General features: G+C 58.8%; 18 protein-coding genes. 10 read left to right on the forward strand and 8 right to left on the reverse strand.

Annotated features, from left to right (window positions below):
• Positions 1-91: 91 nt before the first annotated feature.
• Complete coding sequence (gene glgC, locus BJ985_RS01210; RefSeq protein WP_179386329.1) at positions 92-1309, forward strand: glucose-1-phosphate adenylyltransferase; 1218 nt, start codon at positions 92-94, stop codon at positions 1307-1309.
• Here the strand turns inward: glgC and BJ985_RS01215 are convergent.
• Positions 1306-1953, reverse strand: coding sequence for an O-methyltransferase (locus BJ985_RS01215; RefSeq protein WP_179386330.1), 648 nt, complete (start codon positions 1951-1953; stop codon positions 1306-1308). The two genes, glgC and BJ985_RS01215, sit on opposite strands and share 4 nt — an antisense overlap.
• A 151-nt stretch (positions 1954-2104) precedes the next feature.
• Here BJ985_RS01215 and sigE point away from each other — a divergent pair, with 151 nt between their 5' ends.
• From sigE to BJ985_RS01230, 3 genes are all read left to right on the forward strand, one after another.
• Positions 2105-2734 (forward strand): RNA polymerase sigma factor SigE, encoded by a 630-nt coding sequence (gene sigE, locus BJ985_RS01220; RefSeq protein ID WP_005323510.1) that lies wholly within the window; start codon positions 2105-2107, stop codon positions 2732-2734.
• 100 nt (positions 2735-2834) lie between these two features.
• Complete coding sequence (locus tag BJ985_RS01225) at positions 2835-3284, forward strand: anti-sigma factor family protein (RefSeq protein ID WP_034668126.1); 450 nt, start codon at positions 2835-2837, stop codon at positions 3282-3284.
• A gap of 23 nt (positions 3285-3307) precedes the next feature.
• Positions 3308-3859 (forward strand): twin-arginine translocase TatA/TatE family subunit, encoded by a 552-nt coding sequence (locus BJ985_RS01230; protein WP_005327521.1) that lies wholly within the window; start codon positions 3308-3310, stop codon positions 3857-3859.
• Positions 3860-3863: 4 nt separating this feature from the next.
• Here the strand turns inward: BJ985_RS01230 and BJ985_RS01235 are convergent, their stop codons facing one another.
• The gene (locus tag BJ985_RS01235; RefSeq protein ID WP_040425048.1) at positions 3864-4994 is read right to left on the reverse strand and encodes an Mrp/NBP35 family ATP-binding protein; all 1131 of its coding nucleotides are present in this window, start codon (positions 4992-4994) and stop codon (positions 3864-3866) included.
• Between the two features lie 105 nt (positions 4995-5099).
• Between BJ985_RS01235 and BJ985_RS01240 the strand changes: the two genes are divergently transcribed.
• A complete protein-coding gene (locus BJ985_RS01240) occupies positions 5100-5840 on the forward strand; it encodes a hypothetical protein (RefSeq protein WP_005327525.1) in 741 nt (246 codons plus the stop codon).
• 452 nt (positions 5841-6292) lie between these two features.
• Here BJ985_RS01240 and BJ985_RS01245 read toward each other — a convergent pair whose 3' ends face one another.
• Together BJ985_RS01245 and BJ985_RS01250 are read right to left on the reverse strand one after the other, a co-directional pair.
• The gene (locus tag BJ985_RS01245; RefSeq protein WP_407926945.1) at positions 6293-10015 is read right to left on the reverse strand and encodes a multifunctional oxoglutarate decarboxylase/oxoglutarate dehydrogenase thiamine pyrophosphate-binding subunit/dihydrolipoyllysine-residue succinyltransferase subunit; all 3723 of its coding nucleotides are present in this window, start codon (positions 10013-10015) and stop codon (positions 6293-6295) included.
• A 177-nt stretch (positions 10016-10192) separates the two neighbouring features.
• Positions 10193-10927 carry a hypothetical protein gene (locus BJ985_RS01250; protein WP_005323499.1) on the reverse strand — a complete coding sequence of 245 codons (735 nt, stop codon included), beginning with the start codon at positions 10925-10927 and terminating at the stop codon, positions 10193-10195.
• A gap of 116 nt (positions 10928-11043) precedes the next feature.
• On the opposite strand from BJ985_RS01250, the gene BJ985_RS01255 reads away from it, so the two are divergent.
• From BJ985_RS01255 to BJ985_RS01265, 3 genes are all read left to right on the forward strand, one after another.
• Positions 11044-12747 carry a carboxylesterase/lipase family protein gene (locus tag BJ985_RS01255; protein ID WP_179386332.1) on the forward strand — a complete coding sequence of 568 codons (1704 nt, stop codon included), beginning with the start codon at positions 11044-11046 and terminating at the stop codon, positions 12745-12747.
• An 81-nt stretch (positions 12748-12828) separates the two neighbouring features.
• On the forward strand, positions 12829-13677 hold the full coding sequence (locus BJ985_RS01260) for a DNA primase (protein ID WP_179386333.1): 849 nt from the start codon (positions 12829-12831) through the stop codon (positions 13675-13677).
• A gap of 174 nt (positions 13678-13851) precedes the next feature.
• Positions 13852-14694 carry a hypothetical protein gene (locus BJ985_RS01265; RefSeq protein ID WP_179386334.1) on the forward strand — a complete coding sequence of 281 codons (843 nt, stop codon included), beginning with the start codon at positions 13852-13854 and terminating at the stop codon, positions 14692-14694.
• Here the strand turns inward: BJ985_RS01265 and BJ985_RS01270 are convergent.
• Positions 14691-15209, reverse strand: a complete 519-nt coding sequence (locus BJ985_RS01270) for a hypothetical protein (protein WP_236587076.1) — start codon at positions 15207-15209, stop codon at positions 14691-14693. The two genes, BJ985_RS01265 and BJ985_RS01270, sit on opposite strands and share 4 nt — an antisense overlap.
• Positions 15210-15321: 112 nt before the next feature.
• Here BJ985_RS01270 and BJ985_RS01275 point away from each other — a divergent pair, with 112 nt between their 5' ends.
• On the forward strand, positions 15322-16566 hold the full coding sequence (locus BJ985_RS01275; RefSeq protein ID WP_179386335.1) for an MFS transporter: 1245 nt from the start codon (positions 15322-15324) through the stop codon (positions 16564-16566).
• Between the two features lie 108 nt (positions 16567-16674).
• Here BJ985_RS01275 and BJ985_RS01280 read toward each other — a convergent pair whose 3' ends face one another.
• Positions 16675-19557: a DUF3427 domain-containing protein gene (locus BJ985_RS01280; protein ID WP_179386336.1), complete on the reverse strand. Its 2883-nt coding sequence runs from the start codon at positions 19555-19557 to the stop codon at positions 16675-16677.
• A 1-nt stretch (position 19558) separates the two neighbouring features.
• Entirely contained in the window at positions 19559-19948 is a 390-nt protein-coding gene (locus BJ985_RS01285; RefSeq protein ID WP_179386337.1) for a (deoxy)nucleoside triphosphate pyrophosphohydrolase, read from the reverse strand.
• Positions 19949-20137: 189 nt separating this feature from the next.
• Here BJ985_RS01285 and BJ985_RS01290 point away from each other — a divergent pair, with 189 nt between their 5' ends.
• Complete coding sequence (locus BJ985_RS01290; protein ID WP_179386338.1) at positions 20138-21484, forward strand: YjiH family protein; 1347 nt, start codon at positions 20138-20140, stop codon at positions 21482-21484.
• An 8-nt stretch (positions 21485-21492) separates the two neighbouring features.
• Here the strand turns inward: BJ985_RS01290 and hutG are convergent, their stop codons facing one another.
• Positions 21493-22425 (reverse strand): formimidoylglutamase, encoded by a 933-nt coding sequence (gene hutG, locus BJ985_RS01295; RefSeq protein WP_179386339.1) that lies wholly within the window; start codon positions 22423-22425, stop codon positions 21493-21495.
• Positions 22426-22449: the final 24 nt, after the last annotated feature.

Here is a 22449-nt window from a genome sequence, read left to right on the forward strand (position 1 = left end):
TCTCTGGTGCCGCGTGCAGAAATACGGGATGGGGGTAAAAATGTGCTTATATCTGCTGCGGAATGTGGGATTAGCGGTTAGGTTTGAAAACGTGAGAAGCCTGCCAAATGTCCTAGCCATCGTCCTCGCCGGCGGCGAGGGAAAGCGCCTTTTTCCCCTGACCGAAGACCGCGCCAAACCCGCCGTGCCTTTCGGAGGTTCCTACCGCCTCATTGACTTTGTCCTGTCCAATCTGGTCAATGCCGGCTACCTCAAGATTGCGGTGCTGACCCAGTACAAGTCCCACTCGCTGGACCGCCACATTTCCCAGGCGTGGAACTTGGCGGGGCCGACGCCGCAGTACATTGCCTCGGTGCCTGCCCAGCAGCGCCGCGGCAAGCGGTGGTACAACGGCTCCGCGGATGCCATTGTGCAGTCGCTGAACCTCATCTATGACGAGAATCCGGATTACGTCATCGTCTTCGGTGCGGACCACGTCTACCGCATGGATCCGGCGCAGATGGTAGAAGAGCACATTGCCACGGGGCTGGATTGCTCGGTGGCCGGCATTCGCGTGCCGCGCTCGGAGGCGACGGCCTTTGGCTGCATCCAGGCCGATGGCATGGGAACCATCACGGAGTTCGTGGAAAAGCCGGCGGACCCACCGGCCACGCCGGACGATCCGAATATGAGCTATGCCTCGATGGGCAACTATGTCTTTACGGCGCAGGCGCTTATTGACGCCCTCTTGGAGGACGAAAAGAACGAGGATTCTGCCCACGATATGGGCGGCGATATCATTCCGTACTTTGTGAAGCGTGGGCAGGCGCATGTCTATGACTTCATGGCCAATGAGGTGCCGGGATCTACCGAGCGCGATCACGGCTACTGGCGCGATGTGGGCACCATCGATTCCTTCTATGAAGCGCACATGGACATGATTTCGGTGCACCCGATCTTCAACCTCTATAACCGGAATTGGCCGATTCACTCCACGGATGATTCCAATTTCCCGCCGGCGAAGTTCGTGCAAAACGGCATCGCGCAGTCCTCGATGGTGGCGCCGGGCTGCATCGTCTCCGGCGGCACGGTGCGCAATTCCGTGCTGGCGTCTGACGTCCACGTGGCCGATGGCGCCACGGTCGAAGGATCGGTCATCCTGCCAGGCGTGCGCATCGGACGGGGTGCCGTGGTGCGCCGCGCGATCCTCGATAAGAACGTCGTCGTCAGCGATGGCGCAATTATCGGCGTGGACCGCGAGCGCGATGAGGAGCGCTTCAAGGTTTCTGACGGCGGCGTGGTTGTCGTCGGCAAAAACCAGAAGGTCTAGAGCTTCGTTACGAGGGTGAGCCCGGACCCCAGCGGCAACCGGGTCACGCTCGCACCCTCGAGCTCGCGCAGGTACTCGTCTGCTTCGCGGGCGGCGGCGGTGTCGCGGTCGGTCCGGGAGGCGTCGGCAAGCGTGCCATCGAGCAAAGAATTAGCCAAGACCAGGGTGCCGCCCTGGTGTAGCAGTGGCCACGCGGCCTTGATGATGGCGGGGAGCTCGAGCGCGGCGACGTCGGCGTAGATGACCTGGTAGGCGTCATTAGCCAGACGGCCCATGACCTCGAGTGGGCGAGACGGCAGGAAGCGGCCGCGTGAAGGTGCATAGCCAGCCTCGCGGAAGGCGGTCTTGGCGCTGCGCTGGTGCTCAGCCTCGGGGTCGATGCAGGTCAAGATGCCATTATCGGGCATGCCGGCGAGCAGGTAGAGGCCTACCACATTGGCGGCCGGGGTGATCGCTACGGACTGGGGGCGTTCGGTGGAACCGGCGGAGGCGGCCGTCAGGGTGGTGAGCAGCTGGCCCGTAGATTCATCTGGAACCGGCAGACCGTACTCATCGGCGTGGTCGCGCGCGCCACGCAGGGCCGCGGAGGGCTCGCTGGTGGTCTCGATATAAGAACGCAGTGCTTCATATGCGGTAGTAGTCACGTAATAAACCATAGGGAAAAGTGGCTGCCGATGTGGCAAAAACGCGCCTAGCCAGCGAGGTTGTGGTGGGTGGGGATAATGTGACGGACTCACAGGAAATTATCAGCACTGTGGCTGGAGTTTCACCTTGAAGTATAGAAAGATGACATGCATGACAACAACGAAGCGCGATGCCGAATCCCTTCAGCCTGCCACCCCTGAGGCGGAGTTGACCGGTACCGCGGCGTTCGATGCCGGCGAAGCCGACATGCCCGCCTGGGGTGACCTGGTGGCCGAGCATGCCGATGGCGTCTACCGCTTGGCGTATCGTCTCTCTGGTAATCAGCACGATGCAGAGGACCTCACCCAGGAAACCTTCATGCGCGTCTTCCGCTCCCTGGATAAGTATCAGGCCGGTACGTTTGAAGGCTGGTTGCACCGTATTACCACCAACCTCTTCTTGGACATGGTCCGCCATCGCTCCAAGATCCGCATGGAGGCCCTGCCGGAGGATTATGAGCGCGTGCCCGGCACGGATATGACCCCGGAGCAGGCCTATACCGTGGCCAACCTGGACCCGGCGCTGCAATCCGCGCTCGATGGCCTGGCTCCCGATTTCCGCGTGGCCGTGGTGCTGTGCGATGTCGTAGGTATGAGCTATGACGAGATTGCGGAGACCCTGGGCGTCAAGATGGGTACGGTGCGCTCCCGCATCCACCGCGGCCGTTCCCAACTGCGCGCGGCGCTCGAAAAAGAGGCGCAAACCAATGCGGAAACCCGCATGCTGCTGCGCACGCGTTAAAGCACCGCGCGCTAAACTTTAAAGAAACTGCATAGTCCCCGCCGCCGGCGGGGACTTTCCGTGTCACTGAAGGCCAAGCAACTACTGGAGGAGGGTGTCGATGGACTCGCTGCGAGGACGCCGGACCGTGTCCACGCTGAGCGTGCGCGGCGGATTCGATGCCGCCCAGGCCAAAGCCCGCGATAAGGCGAAAGCCAAGGCTCGGCGCAGCGATACCATCGGGCACCTCGGCCCAGAGGCTGTCGTTGCCTTCGTAGACGGGGAGATGGAGCCGAAATTCATGCACCGCGTGCGCATACACTTGGTGCACTGCGCCGAGTGCCGCGCTGATGTACATCAGCAGCGCCATGCCTCAGAGTGGGTTCGCCACTGCGCGGATTCCGCTAAGGTCAAGGCGCCGCAATCCCTGCTGGCAAAGCTCGCGGGCATTGCCACCGAAGAGGTTGCGCCCGGGCCGGATGCGGCAACGCCCGTGCACCGGCCGCAGCAGGATTTTTTGGACAAGGTGGAGATGGTGGTTCGCGCAATCAAGCACAATCAGCGCGGCTAAGAGTGAGGGACTAGTATTTAACCGTGTTTTCTTCCATTGGTTGGCCCGAGATTTTCGTCATCGTGGTTTTGGGCATCATCGTCATCGGCCCGGAGCGCATGCCCGAGGTGATTAAGGATGTGCGCGCGGCCATCTACGCGGCGCGCAAGGCCATCAATAACGCCAAAGCGGAGCTCAATGGCGAGATGGGGTCGATTACCTCGGAATTCGATGATATCCGCGGCCCGCTCACCCAAGCAGCCCAGTGGACGCGCCTCGGCCCGAAGGGCGCAATTACCAAGGCGCTTTTCGACGGCGACGATTCCGCCTGGGACGATTTCAACCCCAAGAAAATGGCAGAAAACGTCAAGACCGCTACCGCGCCACAGGAGCCGGAGGAACAGCCGCAGCCTCAACCGCAGCAGCAGCGCCGCCCGAGCTTCGACTACTCCCAGGTCTATGCCGAGCAGCCGCAGCCAGAGCCTCAGCAACGCCCTCAAGCGCCCCAGCCAACGGAGCAGCCCGCGCCAGAGAAAAAGCCGCCACGTGGTGGGGAAGAATCCACCGGCGGCGGCTTGTGGGGCGATGTAACCTAAGGCGTTAGTTCACGCCCAAGTTGAGGTTTTTGCCCACCAGGGAATCAGAACGTATGGCCAGCTTATCGGCCACTGCCTGGATCTGTTGGGCGGCGGGGGACTCGGGGGAATCGAGAACAATCGGTGTGCCGGCATCGCCACCGCTGCGCAGGGTGGGATCCAACGGCACGGAGGCCAGCAGTGGCACCTCATGGCCCAAGATGACGCCTAGGCGATCGGCCACAATCTGTCCGCCGCCAGAGCCAAAGACATCCATGGTGGAGCCATCCGGCATCACCATGGCGCCCATGTTTTCAATTACGCCGGCCACGCGCTGGCGGGTCTGCTGGGAGATGGATCCGGCGCGCTCTGCCACCTCGGCCGCCGCGGCCTGCGGGGTGGTGACAATGAGTAGCTCCGCATTCGGGATGAGCTGGGCTACGGACAAGGCGACGTCGCCAGTGCCCGGAGGCAGATCCAAGAGCAGCACGTCGAGGTCGCCCCAGAAAACGTCAGCCAGGAATTGCTGTAGCGCGCGGTGGAGCATGGGGCCGCGCCAGACTACCGGGGCATTACCCTCCACAAACTGACCGATGGAAATGTGCTTAATGCCATGAGAAATCGGCGGCAGCAGCATCTCATCATCGAGCACGGTGGGGCCGTCGGTGCAGCCCAGCAGGTTGGGTACGGAGTGGCCGTAAATATCGGCGTCCACGATGCCAACCTTGAGGCCCTTCTGGACCAATGCCGCGGCAAGGTTGACGGTCATGGAGGACTTGCCTACGCCGCCCTTACCGGAGGCCACCGCGAAAACGCGAGTGGTGGAATCTGGCTTTGCAAATGGGATTTCCGGCTCGGCTTGGCCACCGCGCAGCTTCTTCTTCAGCTCGCGGCGCTGCTCGTCGCTCATGGCTTCCATCGTCACCGTGACGTTTCCAACGCCCTCGATATCCTCTACCGCAGCGCGGGTATTGGACTCGATGGTGGATTTCATGGGGCAGCCAGCGATGGTGAGGTAGATTTCCACGGCCACGTCATTACCGGTGACGGTAACGGACTTCACCATGTTGAGTTCGGTGATGGGGCGGCCGATTTCGGGGTCTTCGACGCGGGAGAGTGCCTCGCGTACGGCGGATTCAGTAATAACGCTAGACATAACCCTTGCCATCTTAGTCACGCCGCAACAGGAGGTAAACACGCCCTCGGTGTAGAATCAGCTAGACGCTCACGCGCCGCTAACTAAAAGGAGAAGAGTATCGCTATGCGCAGCTTTGCCCGCCCCGCCCGCGCCATTGCCGGTGTGGTGCTGTCCGCAACGCTGCTTACCGGCTGCTCTTCCCAGTTCGATGCCAACCCTTTTGCCAAGAGCCCCCAGAGCGAGCCCATCGGCATTTTGGTGGATACCAATGAGACCGACCAGCTTGTCCTTGCGGAAATCTTCCGCCAGGAGCTGATGGGGCAGGGCCGCGAGGCGTCCATTGTGAAGGAAGACATTTTCCTAGACACCAAGGGTGGGCGTTCCATGAACCCGGGCGGCAATTTCTATGTAGGCTGCACCGGCGCGTTCCTTAATATCCTTAACCCCGGTGAGGCGCGGGCGATTTCTAAGGATTACAAGAAGGCACAGAAATCCTCCGAGCCCGGCGGGGAGGACTACCTGGCCCGCACCCACATTGCGCTCATGTCGAGCTTGCCCACGGATACCACCACGGTCGAGCCTTCCGGTGCCAGCGGCTGCGAGGAGGCTGAGCCCGAGTTGCCAGAGAATTTCGTGGTGCTCTATCAAGACGATCTTTTCGACCGCGAAGAGCGCCAGGCCGTGGCCTCGCTGACTAAGTTCATTACCCAAAAAGATCTCTCTGACATGGTCGAAGAGGTAGAAAACGACGACTCCAGCGCGGAGAAGGTCGTACGCTCCTGGATGAATTCCTCCGGTGGCGACATCGCCCATGAAGAAGGCGACTCCGATTCTTCCGGCGGGTCGAATCTCACTGGTTCTTAATATTTGACCGTTGGCAGGTTTGTGTGAGTTTCCCGGGCTTGTTGGCAACTTGGAGCTCCTGATGGTTAGCAACCGGCAGACCAACACCTCCACAGGATCAAGGACACGTGTGACTCGATATGGAACCATTCTGGGCTCGTGAATACCGACGCTAGTGCTTTTCATTGCTCCCGGGTTTGAGTGACAAGCATCCGCGACACGATTGGACATATCGAGTAAGCGCGTTACTTCTTAACCCGCTCCCTTGGCGCTCATGGGAAAGCGACCGCCAAGACAACAGTGTTCCGCTGGTGAGCGCGAAGGAATCGGAGATGAGAAAAGACGTGAGAGGGCAAGAACGCCGAGGGAGTGCTCCGGCAGAAGCAAGAACTGAAGTTTTACTAATGCTGACGTCGGCATGAGTAAACCCCAGCGAGGAGGTCCTCACTGGGGTTTAAACGGGGTAGAGGCGACTAGATGTCGAAGGCCTCTTCCAGCAGGTTCTTCTGCTCAATCTGGTGCACCTTGGCGTTACCGGTGGCAGTAGAGGACTGAGCACGGCGGGAAACGCGTACCAGCTCCGGCATATCCGGAATCAGGGTGCGCAGGTGCTCGTTGTAGAACGGCCATGGGCCCTGGTTGGCCGGCTCGTCCTGAACGAAGCGGACCTGGGTGGCATTCGGGTAAGCCTCGAATGCCTCGCGCAGGCGGTTGAACGGAATCGGGTGGAGCATCTCCACGCGGACGATGGCGATGTCATCGCGGCCGTCGGCCTCGCGCTTCTTTTCCAGATCCCAGTACAGTTTGCCGGAGACCAGCATGATGGTCTTGACCTTGTCGGTATCGCCGACCTTCTTGCCGTTGACGTCAACGAAGTTCGGGTCGTTGATAACGGACTGGAAGCGCTTGACCTCGGTGAAGTCTTCCACGGCGGAGGTGGCCGCCTTGTTGCGCAGCATGGACTTCGGGGTGAAGACGACCAGCGGACGCTTCATCTCGCCGAGTGCCTGGCGGCGCAGTAGGTGGAAGTGGTTAGCCGGGGTGGAAGGCTGAGCCACGGTCATGGAACCCTCAGCGCACAGCTGCAGGTAGCGCTCGATGCGGGCGGAGGAGTGGTCCGGGCCCTGGCCCTCGTAGCCGTGTGGCAGGAGGAGTACCAGGCTGGACAGCTGGCCCCACTTGGCCTCACCGGAGGAGATGTACTCGTCGATGATGGTCTGGGCGCCGTTGGCGAAGTCACCGAACTGTGCCTCCCAAGCCACGAGGGCGTCTGGGTTGCCCACGGTGTAGCCGTACTCGAAGCCCATGCCGGCGTACTCGGTTAGCGCGGAGTTATAAACCATGAACTTGCCGCCGTTGCCCTTGGAGGTGGCGATGGCGTGCATCGGGTTGTACTCGTTGCCGTTGCGTGGGTCGAAGGTGACGGCGTGGCGCTGCGTGAAGGTACCGCGACGGGAATCCTCACCAGCCAGGCGGACAACCTTGCCCTCGCCGGCCAGGGAACCGAAGGCGATGAGCTCGCCCCAGCCCCAGTCGATGCCGCCCTCGCGGGAGGACTTCTCGCGCTCCTTGGCTACCTTGCCCACGCGCTTGTGGTACTCAAAGTCCTCTGGTGGGTTGCCATAAGCGGCACCCAGCTCGGCGAGTTCCTCAGCGGTAATGGAGGTATCCAGGCCGCGGGTGAGCTCCTGGGAGGAGGTGATGCCGGTCTGCTCCTTCGGGCGGGCCTTGCCGGCTTCCTTGTGCTCAGCAAAGACGGATTCCATCTGGTCGTGGAAGTCGCGAGCGGCTGCCTCGGCATCCTCGGCGGAAAGGTCACCACGGCCGATGAGGTCGTTGGTGTAGTGCTCGCGCACTGCCTTGTGCTCGTCGATGACGGAGTAGAGCTCCGGCTGAGTCATGGACGGGTCATCGGCCTCGTTGTGACCGCGCAGGCGGTAGACCATGAGGTCAATGAAGACGTCCTTGCCAAACTGGCGGCGGTACTCGGCTGCCATCTGACCAACCCAGACAACTGCCTCTGGGTCATCGCCGTTGACGTGGAAGACCGGGCAGTCGAAGCCCTTGGCCAGGTCGGTGGCGTAGTGGGTGGAACGGCCGGAGTCCGGGGTGGTGGTGAAGCCCACCTGGTTGTTGACCACAATGTGGACGGTGCCGCCGTTGGTGTAACCGCGCAGCTGGGACAGGTTGATGGTCTCCTGAACAATGCCCAGGCCGGTGAAGGAAGCATCACCATGGAGCATGACTGGAACAACGGTGTGGCCCTCTGGGCCCTTGTCCAAGATGTCCTGCTTAGCGCGGGCGATGCCCTCCATGACCGGATCGACGGCCTCGAGGTGGGATGGGTTGGCAGCAAGGGTGACCTTGATTTCGCCATCGCCAAACATCTGCAGGTGGTGGCCCTCGGAACCCAGGTGGTACTTCACGTCACCGGAGCCGCCGAGCTGACCGCCCTTGTAGTTGCCGTCGAACTCGCCGAAGATATCGGCCAGTGGCTTGCCCACGATATTGAACAGGACGTTTAGGCGGCCGCGGTGTGGCATGCCGATGACGACCTCGTCCAGATCCTGGCCGGCGGCGGTATCAATGATGGAATCCAGCAGCGGGATGAGGGTCTCGGCGCCCTCGAGGGAGAAGCGCTTCTGGCCCACGTATTTGGTCTGCAGGAAGTTCTCGAATGCTTCGGCGGCATTGACCTTCTGCAGGATGTACTTCTGCTCCGCGTTGGTCGGCTTCGGCATGCCCGCCTCCAGGCGGTCCTGCAGCCAGCCGCGCTCATCGCGGTCGAGGATGTGGGTGTATTCGGAGCCGACCTTCAAGGTGTAGGCGGCGCGCAGGCGGGACAGCACCTCGCGCAGGGTCATCTGCTCCTTGCCGCCAAAGCCACCGACATTGAAGGTGCGGTCCAGATCCCAGATGGTCAGACCGTGGGTCGCGATGTCGAGGTCGCGGTGGTCCGGGTTAGGCAGGCCCGGCTGGATCCAGCCCAGTGGGTTGGTATCGGCCAGCAGGTGGCCGCGGGAGCGGTAAGACTCGATGAGCTGCATGACGCGGGTGTTCTTGTCCACGCCGGAGTTCGGCACGTCCTGTGCCCAACGGAACGGCTCATAAGGCACGCCCATGGAGGAGAAGAGGTCGTCCCAAAAGGCGCCGTCGACAAGCAGCTGGCCAATGGTGCGCAAGAACTCGCCGGACTCTGCACCCTGGATGACGCGGTGGTCATAGGTGGAGGTCAGGGTAACCAGGCGGCCGACGCCCAGGTCTGCCAAGCGGTCCGCGGAAGCGCCAGCGAACTCGGCCGGGTAATCCATAGAGCCCACGCCGATGATGGAGCCGGCGCCCTTAGTCAGGCGGGCGATGGAGTGGCGGGTGCCGATGCCGCCTGGGTTGGTGAGGTTAATGGTCACACCAGAGAAGTCATCCATGGTGAGCTTGTTCTTGCGAGAACGGGTAACGATGTCCTCGTAGGCCTCAACAAACTCGGAGAAGGACTTGGTCTCGCACTCCTTGATGGCGGCGACGACCAACGCGCGGGAGCCATCCTTCTGCGGCAGGTCAATGGCCAGACCCAGGTTAATGTGCTCCGGCTGGATGACATAAGGCTTGCCATCCTTTTCCTCGTAGCGCACGTTCATGTCAGGGTGCAGCTGTACGGCCTTAACCATGGCGTAGCCGATGATGTGGGTAAAGGAGATCTTGCCACCGCGAGTGCGCTTGAGGTGGTCATTGATCATGGAGCGGTTTTCCCACATGAGCTTGACCGGCATATCGCGCACGGTGGTAGCGGTAGGAATCTCCAGGGATTCCTCCATGTTCTTCGCAATGGCCTTGAACATGCCCTTGAGCTGGTGCTCCTCGCCGCCCTTGTAGTCTTCGATGCGGTCGAGCGGGGACTCGGACTTCTTCACGGACTGCTTGGCCTTAGCGGACTTTTCCTGCGCCTTGGCCACGGACTTATCCACGTTGGTCTCGCGGGCCTCCTGCTTGCGGGCGGTAGTCGTACCCTCAGTCTTCTTCGCGGCAGGCTTAGACGGCTTCTTCGGGGCTTCCTTGGCAGGTGCCTCAGACTTGGGCGCGCCGTTTGCTTCGAAGTAGTCGCGCCACTCCTTATCTACGGAGCTAGGGTCCTTGGAGTACTGCTGGAACTGCTCGTCTATCAGCCACGCATTGGGGCCGAAGATATTCGATGTGCTCACGGCAGGTATTCGCCTCATTTCTCTGCTTTAAAATGGTCGTTTATTCGACTTTAGTGCGGCCTTTGCACGAGCGCATGCGTCACTCGCCAAAGAGTCTGCCTACATGATACGGGTCATACCCCTAAACTCACTATGTTAGGGGTATCAATTGCCCCACTTATCGGTTCCCGGCTACCCCTAGGCTTGGGTGAGGGGAGAAAGCTGCTCGCTGGCGTGCTCGATGACCTGCTTGGCCAGCTTGCGGTTGGCGGTAGTGCCGAGCACGGCGCCGATGCCCATGGGCATGAGCTTGCTGATCCACGCCCACTCCAGGCGCTTGGTGATCTGCTTGGTAAAAAGCTTGGTCAGGCGGCCGTTGATTCCAGACAGCGTCGGGCCGGAGAAACGGGACAGGCTAGCGGCCGAGCGCATGCCCGCCACGCTATTGAGATCACCCACAAAGGTATCCACCAAAGCGGAGCCCTTCGAACCGGTCAGCACCAAAAGTACAAGGGCGCGGCGGCGCTCGGGGGACTTGATGTCATCGCCATGCAGGTAGGCCGAAGCCAAGATGTACCACGCGGTCGCCTCCAAAAAGACCACGGATTCGCCGGCGATGGTAGCTGCGCCGGTTACCAAGCCAACACCTGGGATGGCAGCGGAAGCGCCCGCGGCCGCACCCGTGCCGGAGGTGATATTAAGGAAGTGCTTGTCAATGAGCTCCTGTAGCTGCTGCGGGCTCGCGTCCTTATTACGCTTCTTTAAGTTCTCGACGTACTTGATGATGACGCCGGACTGCACGGCCACTGCGCGGTCCAGGGAATTGAGGAGCGCGGAGGTAAAGCGGTTGGTATCTTCCGGATCGATGTCATAGGTATCGACGGTGTCGACCTCGGCGGAGTTGTCCTTTTTGTCTTTAGTAAATAAACCCATGTGTCTTTCTCTTTCGCTAAAACTTATCTGCGCCCAGCATAGTAAAGGCCCTATTAATGCGCCGCCGCGCCGCAACGAGATCGCCGAGGGCGTGCAAGCGACCTAAGCTAGTGGGTATGGTTACGCCGCACGAGAACAACCGCGACTCCGAGGGTTTCCCTCTGGAGGAGTCTTCCGCGGCGGCGCGCCTGAAAGCGGAGCAAGCCCACGAACGCGCCCGCCGCGCGCACGAGGAGGCCCAAAACGCCCTGGCAGATGAGCTCACCGTCCGCACTACCTCTGGGTGGGTGCGCGGCGTTATAGAGGAGGACCTGCGCACCGATCGCCCCATTAGCGCCGGGCCGGTGCTTACCTGGCGCGGCATCCCGTTTGGTGATACCACCGCCGGGGACAACCGCTTCCGCGCCCCGCAGCCCGCACCGGCTTGGGAGGGTGTGCGCGATTGCAGCCAGTTCGGCCCACCGGCCCCGCAGCCCACGTATTCCTGGACCGATCGCATTATCGGCTCTGAGGACTGCCTGCACCTCGACATCGTGCGCCCGCGCACTGAAGAGAAGCTTCCCGTGGTGGTCTACCTGCACGGCGGCAGCTTTATCATGGGCTCCTCTCACATGCTTATGCTCCGCGGTTTTGAGCTGGCCACCCGCATGGACGTGGTCTACGTATCCATTAACTTCCGCCTCAACTCCCTGGGCTATTTGGATCTGCGCAGCCTGGGCGGGGACTGCAGCGCTAACCCGGCGGTGGCCGATCAGATCCTGGCGCTGCAGTGGGTGCGCGACAATATCGCAGCCTTTGGCGGCGATCCTGATTCCGTCACCCTGATGGGCGAGTCGGCCGGTGGCGCGGCGGTGCTCACCCTCATGACGAGCCCGGCCGCGGAAGGCCTCTTCCACCGCGCTATTGCCCAGTCCCCGCCGATTGCCATGATCCATTCCCGCGCCCAGTCCACCTTGTGGGCGCGCGAGCTGGTGCACCGCATGGCCTTGCCCCGGCGCACCTCGGTGGAGGACCTGCGCCAGGAAAACTTTGCCGATCTGGTGCGCTCGGGCCAATCCATGATGTGGCGGGCCGGCGAGCTCATTCACCTCAATTCCTGCTACGCGCCCACGGTGGATGATGAGCTCATTCCGGAACACCCCATCGCCGCCTTCGAAAACGGGCACCAGCACCAGGTTCCGCTGCTCATCGGCACGAACTCGGACGAGGCTAGCTTTGGCAAATTCCTCTTCCAGCGCCAAAGCTCCCGCGAGCGCGCCGCCTTGCGCCTGCTGGCTTCCTTCGATCCCCAGCACGCCCCCGAGGTCGTCGCCGCCTATGACGGGGCGGTGGCCCGGGAGGACTTTGCGCACCTGCTTGCCGACGCCCTCTTTTGGGCACCTTCCACCCGCATCGCCACCGCCCATGCCAAAGTGGCACCCACGTGGATGTATCGCTTCGACTTCGCCTCTGCCGTGCTCAAGTGGTTGGGCCTCGGTGCCATGCACTCGATGGAGCTGGGCAATGTCTTCGGTGACCCTTATTCCTCGCGCGCGTCTTTCCTTACCAATTGGGGCTCGCGCGCGGAGATGGAGGAACTTACTGCCACCATGCAGCAACACTGGTCTGCCTTCATCCATGGCGGCCGCCCGGAGATGAGTTGGCCGCGCTACGGGTCCACTCAGCGCGCCACCATGATCTTCGATGCCGAGGCCTATATTGAGCACGCCCCGCACGAGCTCAAGCGGCAAGCCTGGGAGGGATACCACATGTTGGAGTGGGGAAGTGGGCGCCCGGAGCTGGTGAGATCTTTGGGCTTCCAACCATCCGGGTGGGAATAACGGTAGACTCCACAGTGACCGCGGGCGGCGGCTTGCCTACCGTGGGAACCTCTGCTTCCGAAGGATGGATTTTAAACCACCATGAGCTTTTTCGAAGATATTGCTTCTGCATTGGATGCCGAGGGCATCGAGTCCCGCGTCAACGATGACGTCATGTTCGTTCCAATCACCTCTGATCTGGAAATCCAATTTATTGAAATCGATCCGCTTCTTCCCGCCGCGAACGTCTACATTGCCGCGGCGGATGTTGATGAAGACGATGAGGAATTTGAGGCAGTCCTTGTCTCCGTCGCCTTCTCTGTAGACGATGCCGTGGAGGCGGTCTCCCGCCACATCGCCACCGACCAGGTGGTCACCGTCCTGCGTGACCTGCTGGAGGGCACCGATGAGCGCATCGCGGAACTAGAATTTGCCCAAGATGAGCTCAACCCGCACCTCGTCGTGGCTGAAGTGGCCAACGACTCGGAGCTGCGCGTACTCGTGGAAACCATCGACGGCGTCCCGTCCGCCATCGTCCGCTTCCTCGCCTTCGACTTCGATGAAGACGATCTCGATGACATGGAGGATGAGGCAGTCGCCCTCGCGTGGGAAGTGGACGAAGAGGATGAGGACCTCGACGAGGCTGACCGCCTCGCCCTCTTTGATAACGCCGAGTTTGATGACGTTCCCATCGTGGAGGTTCCCGCCGAGGCCCTTGAGCTTGGCACCTACACCGACTTCGATCGCCTCTTTGATGTCCTAGGCCTCGTCTCCGAGCAGGCCCTGGACTGGGAAGCACAGCTCGTCTCCTTCGATGACGAAGACTACGAAGAGCCTGACGTCTACGACATCTTCGGCGAAGACGACGAGGACGAAGACGAAGACTACTTCGACGGCGACGATGCCGACCTGGACGACGAATCCGTCGCCCCCGCAGCTGACGAAAAATAATCCCCGCCTCCCCGTAGCCCAGCCCCGCCGTCTCCCGCGGCTAGGCTGGGCCTTTCCCGTTTTAGGGGCCCTTTTGTGTTGCTACTTTCGCGCGCCGCCAATTAGGCTTTAGGGCATTCCCAGCCTGCAGCTGGAAGTCCCCCCTAAACCTAGCCTTGTGAGGAGGAGAAGACCATGGCGATGACCCGCGATACCACGTGGCGCTACGTCCTTGTTGTAGTAGCCGTGGCACTCTCGCTTGCCGCGTGGTTTTGCACCGTCTTTGGTGTGTACGCCACGGTAAATGTGACTTTCGAGTCCTACCTGACCGCCAGCGTCTGGGCCCTCCTCCTAGTGGCCGCGGTGCTGCTATATACCTCGCAGCATGGGCTGGTGCCTAACTGCATCCTCCTGTATCCGATCTTCGGCGCCTCCATCAACCTGCTGTTGGGCTCGTTGACGGTGCGCACGCAGGTGCCGATGTTCTTCGATGCTGTCGGCACCGCCATCGTCGCCATCATCGCCGGTCCCGTGCTCGGCATGGCCACGGGGCTTACCACCACCGTATTGGGCGGAGCGTACTTTGCCTATAATCTCGCCTTTGCGCCCGTAGGTATCTTTATCGGTGCCGCAGTAGGCCTGCTGGCTCGCCGCGGGGTATTCAACAAGCTGTCCTGGATCATTTTCTCCGGCCTCGGAATAGGCATCGGCTCCGGCGTGATGAGCGTGTACGTACTCATCTTTTCCTTCAGTGGTCACCCACGCAAGGGGCCACAAAACCTCACCAAGTTCTACGAGATGATCGTCCAAGACGAGCGCCTGGCCATCATCTTGCAGGGCCTTACCTCGGACATTCTGGATAAGGTCTTTACCGTCCTCATCGCCTGCTTGGTCCTGCGCTTTATGCCAAAGGCAATCGCCCGCCACTATACGGTGACCTTCAACCACGAGGTGATGAAGAAGGTGCTCCACGCGCCTGACCCGCATGCAGACTCAGACGCATCTGCGCAGTCAACACAACAGCGAGCGACCGCCTAGGCGGCTTGGCTGAAGCCGGCGAAGAGCGACTCGGGGGAGTGGACCGGCTGATAGGAGCTATCCACGAGCCACACATAAGTGGCATTCGGGCCACGGGAGACCTCGTGGACTGCACCCACCATCTCTGCCGGCACGAGCGTGCGTATCCAGCCCTCGGCCACAGCTGGATCTACCGGCTGACCAAAGTTCTCGGTAATGCGGATGGTAATCAGATACGCCGGAATGCGGTCTTGCCCAAAGCCACGCACGCGGGCCTTCACGCGCGCACCCACGCGGTGGCGGGTAATGCTCATGCAATACTCTCCGCCCGGTCCACCGGCGGGCGTCGGCAGTTGCTTTATCGGTGGGCGCCAGGTGGGAGTAGGGCGCGCCAGGGAGCGCGGGTGGTGCATGATGGCGGCGATGGAATTGATGGTGTCATATTCGTGGTAGAGCAAGTCCGCCGCAATCTCGGAAGCGGACTGAGGCAGGTTCATCGCGGTGGGCTGGGGAAACTTCTTTTGTACGTTGTGCATGGCCATCACACTAGAACCCAACGCGGACACAACCCCACCAAAAACAAACATATGTTCGAACATAAGTCGCAAATGGCTTTCCCTGACGCCAAGGATTAGAGTTGCAGCCGATATGATGAATACACGCAGTGGGGAAGTAGAACACGAGGAAGCGCCCAAGATTCCGCGCGAAATCTGGGTCATGGTCACGGCCGCCTTTATTATCGCTTTGGGCTATGGCCTTATCGCCCCGCTGCTTCCGCAGTTCGTGGTGAGCTTCGATGTCTCCATGGCTGCCGCGGGCCTAGTGGTCTCCATCTTCGCCGCCTCGCGCCTTATCTTCGCGCCCATGTCCGGATCGCTTGTGGATCGCGTCGGCTCGCGCCGCGTCTATCTTATCGGGCTCATGACCGTCGCGGTGACCACGGGTCTAGTCTCCATTGCACAAAGCTACTGGCACATCGTGGCCCTGCGCGCCCTGGCCGGGATTGGCTCGACCATGTTCACCGTCTCCGCCATGGGTCTTATCGTGCGCATGTCTCCGCCGACGATTCGCGGCAAGTGCTCTGCCACCTACGCCACGGCCTTCCTGCTCGGTAACGTCGCCGGCCCGGTTCTTGGTGCCAGCCTGTCCTTCCTGGGTTTCCGCTGGCCATTTTTCATCTACGGCGTGGGCGTGGCACTGGCCGCGTTCGTCGTCTGGTGGCAAATGCCTCGCGTCAACCACAAGCAGGCCAGCCAGGATAAGCTGCCGCCCATGCGCCTGCAGGAGGCCTGGGGCGATACCGCCTACCGCGCGGTGCTGACCTCCAACTTTGCCCATAGCTGGATCAACATGGGAGTGCGCGTATCCGTCCTGCCGCTTTTTGCCGCCTCCATCTTCCACAATGGCGCGGCCGCCTCCGGCCTGGCGCTCGCAGTCTTTGCAGCCGGCAACGCCATCGTGTTGCAGTTCTCCGGCAAGTGGTCCGATATCCACGGCCGCAAACCACTTATCCTCATCGGCCTCGTCGGCTCCGCCACCTTCATGGTGCTCATGGGCATGGCCACCAGCGTGTGGTTCCTCTTGCTCGTCTCCGCCTTCGCCGGCGCCTCTTCCGGGCTTATCAACCCCTCCCAGCAGGCCGCGGTGGGCGACATCGTGGGCAATGACCGCTCCGGCGGCAAGGTGCTATCCACCTTCCAGATGGCCGGAGACTTCGGCCAAATCCTAGGCCCCATGCTCATTGGCCTGCTTGCCGACGCCTCCGGCTTCCCCCTCGCCTTCACCGTCTGCGGAGCCATCGCCTTCATCGGCATCATCGCCTGGGCATTCGGCCGCGACCCGCATGCCGGGGCGGGGAACAAGCCGAAGCGAGTGCCGCAGAGAGGCCGCTGAGCAGCTCTTAATCCTCCAGTTAACTTTGCCTTCCTAGTAGGTGAAATTTAGTTTTTAAGAGAATTAGGAGTGTTGTCTAACGGTGCTCCTGGTCCTTGAATGCTGTGCTTATGTTTCAGAGGCCTCCAAGTATTGTAAGAATCCGTCGGAAACTGGATTATCCAACAGAAGCTTCATTCTTACGGTGCTCAAATTCTTGTTGTCATCACTCTGAATATATGTTTCCTCAGGATCAGTGGCGTGAGCTTCGCCAAGATAGAAGAATCCTCTTCCCTCAGTGTCGTTCCTTTGTACAAATACGTGAAGAGGAAATTTGTGATTAACAATCGCGGCCTCACTTTTTCCTTTCAAGGAAGTCCTATTCCTGGTGAACCATTGGAGCGTTCCATGATCGAGAAAAGTGTCCTGATATTTTACTTGGGCCGATACAGAATCGCCTTTGTGATAAGTGATAAAAATAGGAACTGATCCCGAATATTCGTCTACTTTATATCCGTACAAAGTAGACATCTGATTCGTCTCCAACTTTAGGAGGCGACAGGCATCTTTACGCGTGTACCTGTTGCCGACTTTGAGTGTTCCTTCCCAAAAGCCTTTTTCTCGTGACCTAAAAAGCGCAGTTTCTACTAGATCGTCAACATGAGAGCGGAAAGAATTAGGGAAGTCTTCGGAATTATTGTTGTATAACGATTCAAATTCGGTACCTAGGGTAAATCCACTGCTATCGGACTTGATGATTGGCTCGAGAGAATAAAACCTGGAGTCGTAGAAGCTTAGGTTTAGGACTCTTTCGACGACGGAAACATCGTCTTCAGAGCTAGCCATATTCTTGGACTTAAGCAAATCTTGGAAGGCTGAACGAGAAATGTTTGAGTGTTCAAGAAGGTGCTTCAATAGAACCAATTCTTGGGGCTGTTTGCCGCTTAAGAGTTCGTTTGAAAGAAACTTGAGATAGTTGGATTCTAGAGGAGTCGGAGGTATGTCGACGAATTTTTGTTGGTAGAGCAGATCCCAGTAATTCTGGCGTTTCGTAGCCATGACTAATGGATCCACGGTGTCGAATCGTGCAAAATCAAACAACTTTGGTAAGCGGTTTAGCCGAACTTCTAGTTGTTTTATTTCCTTCTTCAATTCAAAAACGCTGTCAAGCGACACTTTGGAAAGAGACTCGAAAATTTTCTTGCGCGATATGTGATCGAAATTTACGCTCGATACTCCAGCGATCGTGTTGTTCTCATTATTCTCGATCATCTTTTTCCTAATGGAATCCTTGGATTTTGAGTTGTCGCCAAAAAGCGCGATTGGGATTAGGAAGTTGTTCTTATAGTTTCCGATAAAATCAATGACCCGAAGATGATCTTTGTTTTGGAATTTTCGGAGCCCTCGTCCCAGCTGTTGAGTAAAAATAATGCTCGATTGGGTTCCTCGGAGCATCACAATCTGGTTTACGCTGGGAATGTCGATTCCTTCGTTAAAGATGTCGACAGTAAGGATGTAATCTAGCTCGCCTGCTTCGAGCTGTTTGATGGCTGTGTTTCTTCTACTTTGTTCTGTATCTCCCAACAGGGCTGTAGTGCGAAGCACCTTTCCATTCAACGTTGATGAGTTGAGCAACTCGGAAAGTTCTATAGCTTCTCGTTTTGAGCTGCAGAAAATTAAGCCACGAACGTCTTGAGGAAGTCCATACTTTGCCAAATTTTCTAGAATGTGCTCGACTCTTTCGGCGGAGACAAGTTTGGACAGTTCTGAAGTGTCTTCAACTACTTCTCCTGACTCTGTTACATAGTCAGTTACCCCGTAATAATGGAACGGGCAGAGTATTTTCGCTTCCAGAGCTTCTTGGAGTCTAATTTCATAGGCCACGTTGTAGTCGAATAAGCGGAAAATATCTTTGCCGTCAGTACGCTCAGGCGTAGCAGTGAGTCCCAACAGGAACTTTGGCTTGAAATGGTCTAATACAGTTTCGTAGGTCTTGGCGATCCCTCGGTGTACCTCGTCTACGATGATGAAATCAAAATCTGTGGGAGAAAACTTGTTGAGGTTTCCCGCCTTGGCCAGTGATTGGATGGAAGAAAATATGAATCTCGGCTCAACATCTTTATCGCTACCCACAAAGAAGCCGAAGTCATTGGCCGGCGACTGGAAGACTCTTTGGAATTCTTCCGAAGCTTTGCGCAAAATCTGCTCGCGGTGCGCTATAAAGAGCACCCGAGAAGGGGAGAACTGTTTAGCCGCCAGTGCGGAAAGAATAGTCTTTCCCGTACCTGTAGCAGAAATGACAAGTGCTTTATTCTCTCCGGCAATTTGCAGTGCTTCTAACTGAGACAGTGCTCTTGCCTGCATGCTATTGGCTACGATAGGTCCGGTTTCTGCATTTCCGTCTTCATTCGTGCTCTGCCGCGCTACGGGGATAAAAGCACGCCGCTTTTCGTAATGCTGTATCCATTCCTCAGTAAGTGGTACCGCTGTTTCGCATTGCAAACGAATGGCATCTTGAAGTTGGTAAGCGATATCGCCATCGAGAGAGGTGGAAAAACGAATATTCCATTCTGTGTTTTGTAGCAATGCAGAGTCGGTCAGATTAGAGCTTCCTACAATTGCAGAAACTTCAGGGCCTTGATTAAACACATAGCCTTTAGGGTGAAATGCGCCATGGTCATCGTCGTAGATGTAGACGTCCACATTGCTCAATCTGTTGAGCTCCCGGAACATACTGGGTTCATTGAAATCTAAATACGTCGAGGTAATGATTTTTCCTCGACCAGGGAAGTCCAGAAGTGCTTGTTTTAAAAGCGCTAGGGCGCGACTCGAGATAAAGGCGACCGAAAAGCAAAAACTTTCTGAGCGGTGGAGATTTTGTTGCAGAACACGCAACATTGTCTTTTCACCGGTGTTGTTGATGAGTTGTGGATTAGAAATTTCCGGTGATTCGATATGCCGGTTCAAAAAGCCGTGCGCAACGTCCTTTGCGAGATTGCTAGAGAGATCCATACTACGAGTTAGAGAGAATTGAAACGGTTGGGATATCCGCGGGAGCCCAATTGAGCTGGGGAAGCTCACTTGGCTCGAGCCAACGAATCTCGGAATGCTCAGTAAGCTGGGGTGAGGAACCGACTAGTTCACATTCAAAAGTCGAAAGTATGACGATTCCGAAGTCATATTCGTGCTCGGTTGTGGTAATCGGTTGACCTACGGCAGCTTCAATTAGAAGCTCTTCTTTAAGCTCCCTTGCTAGTGCTTCTTTTGGAGTTTCTCCTTCTTCAATTTTTCCACCTGGAAACTCCCAAAAACCGCCTAATGACTTACCATTTCCGCGTTTTGCTGCAAGGATTTTTCCTTCCTTGCGAAGTACTGCTCCGGTAACGTAAATCTTCTTTTTCATTACAACTCCTAGTGCAGGTTAAATATAGAGAAGTTTAGCATTAGGTGATTTCTGGTCAGTGCCGTTAGGGATGTGAATGCACAAAGCCTAGACAGCGCGCTGTTACTTAGATAACATGTCCCCAATGTTCGCGTAAGGCTGTCACGCGGGCTTGATTTTTGTATGCAAGCTTGAGGAGACGGTTTTACTGTGACTTCTACCGAATCTGTCTACACCTCGCACCAGAGCCATGACGGGGAGATCCCGCAGCCTGGGGGACGGTGGAAACTCTTTTTATATAGCGCCATCGGCGCGTTCGTATTCTTCCTGCCGGTGACGTATCAGGATAAGCGCTCCATTCCTTTGGACCACATGGTCACCATGGTGCGCGAGGGGATTCCAGCGGCGGTGCCGTGGATTATCTTTGCGCTTGCCGTCTATGGCACGGTGCGCAGCTTTACCACCGGCGCGTTCAAAGAAAGCGTATTGCAAGCGGTCTTTGCGGTGCTCAACATTGTGGGTGCGGTGATCTCTTTCCTTATGGTCATCGATGCGCTGCCGTGGGTATTGGGCGATGAAGACCTAGTGCCGTTCCTGTGGAATTCCATCGCGATTCCGGTAGGCCTCATCGTGCCTATCGGTGGCGCGTTCCTAGCGTTTCTCATTGGCTTTGGCCTGCTGGAATTTGTTGGCGTGCTCATGCAGCCCATCATGCGGCCGCTGTGGAAGACGCCAGGACGATCCGCCATTGACGCGGTGGCCTCGTTTGTGGGCTCGTACTCGCTGGGCATTTTGGTGACGGACCGCGTCTACCAAAAGGGCGGCTATACCGGGCGCGAGGCGGCCATTATTGCCACCGGCTTTTCGACGGTCTCTGCGGCCTTCATGGTCATCGTTGCTAAGCAGCTTGACCTGATGAAAGTCTGGGGCACCTACTTTATTGTCACGCTCATCGTGACCTTTGTGGTGACGGCCATTACCGTGCGCATTCCGCCGCTGCGCACCATTCCGGACGAGTACTTTGCTGAGGCACACCCAGACCCGGAAAAGCCGGTGGAGGGCTCGCGCATCAAGAACGCGTGGCGCGAAGCAATGCTGGCATTGCAGCGCGCGCCGTCCTTGTGGGAGTCCATCTGGGAGAACCTGCGCGATGGCGTGCGCATGGCGGCGGCCATCGTGCCTTCCATCATGTCGGTGGGCCTTATTGGCCTACTGCTTGCGCGCTTTACGCCCATCTTCGAGTGGATTGGCTACCTGTTTTACCCATTCGCGTGGGTAGTGCAGCTGCCGGAGCCGGTCCAGGCCGGCAAGGGCGCGGCCATGGGTATTGCGGAGATGTTCCTGCCCGCCACCGCGGTGGCAGACAGCGACAACATGGTGGTCAAGTTCGTCATCGGCGTGGTGGCAGTCTCCGCCATCATCTTCTTCTCCGCGCTGGTGCCGTGCATCCTGGCTACCAAGATTCCGGTGAAGCTCACCCACCTGGTCATCATCTGGTTTGAGCGCGTGGCGCTGACCATCCTCATCGCCACGCCGATTGCCCACCTGCTGTTTTGAGCTAAGCGCTAGGCCCCGAGGTGGGCCGTGACGATGTCATCGATAAGCCGCGCCGCTGCCTTGGCGGTGCGGTTATCTATGTCAAAGGTGGGGTTGAGCTCGACGACGTCCACCAGGGCCAGCTTGCCCGTCTGTGCAATTGCTACAGCCATGGCGCGGATGCGCTCATAGCTCACACCCAGAGACGCCGGGGCGGATACGCCCGGCGCGGTGGATGCTGGCAGGACGTCGAGGTCGATGGATAGGTGGACCTTGTCCTTGCCCTCCGTGGCGCGGGCAGCGAGCTCGCCGCATTCGGCTGGGGAGAGGTTGACCAGCTCTTCGTCTAGGGTGATGGCCACGCCGAGGGACTCGGCTTCGTCGAAAAGCACCGCGGTGTTATTGGGGCGGGAGATACCCAGCACGGTGTAGTCGAAGTCATCGGTGAGCTCCGAAATCTGCTTGAACGGGGTGCCGGAGGTGGCTTGATCGGCGCGGCGCAGATCGAAGTGGGCGTCCAGGTTGATGATCTTGGTGGCTCCCACCGCGCGGTAGAGGCCGCGGTGGGAGCCGAAAGCAGTCTCGTGACCGCCGCCCAAGATGATGGGCAAGGTGCCGGCTTCGACGAGTTCCTGCACCTTATCGGAGAGCGCATCGTGGGCGCCGTCGAGGTCGTTGGCTTGGGTGGTGATCGTGCCGGCGTCGGCAAGCGCATGCGCATGGTGCACCGCCAAGGAACCCAGCGCGGAACGCAGCGCGGCCGGGCCTGCGGCAGCACCCTGGCGGCCCCCATTGCGCAGCACGCCCTCATCGGAGGCAAAGCCCACCAGGGTTACCGGGGCGGGGGAGTCGGTGGACTGATTGATAACGCTATGCCAGCGGGCGTGCTCTGGGCCAGGGCCATCGGAGCGGCCGGACCATTCAGGGGCGGGGGTGAAAAGTTCAGCTTTTTCGGTGTTCATGGTTACCGAGGGTAGGCAAGAACG

This window comes from Corynebacterium tuberculostearicum (genome assembly GCF_013408445.1).
GTDB classification, from domain to species: Bacteria; Actinomycetota; Actinomycetes; order Mycobacteriales; family Mycobacteriaceae; genus Corynebacterium; species Corynebacterium tuberculostearicum.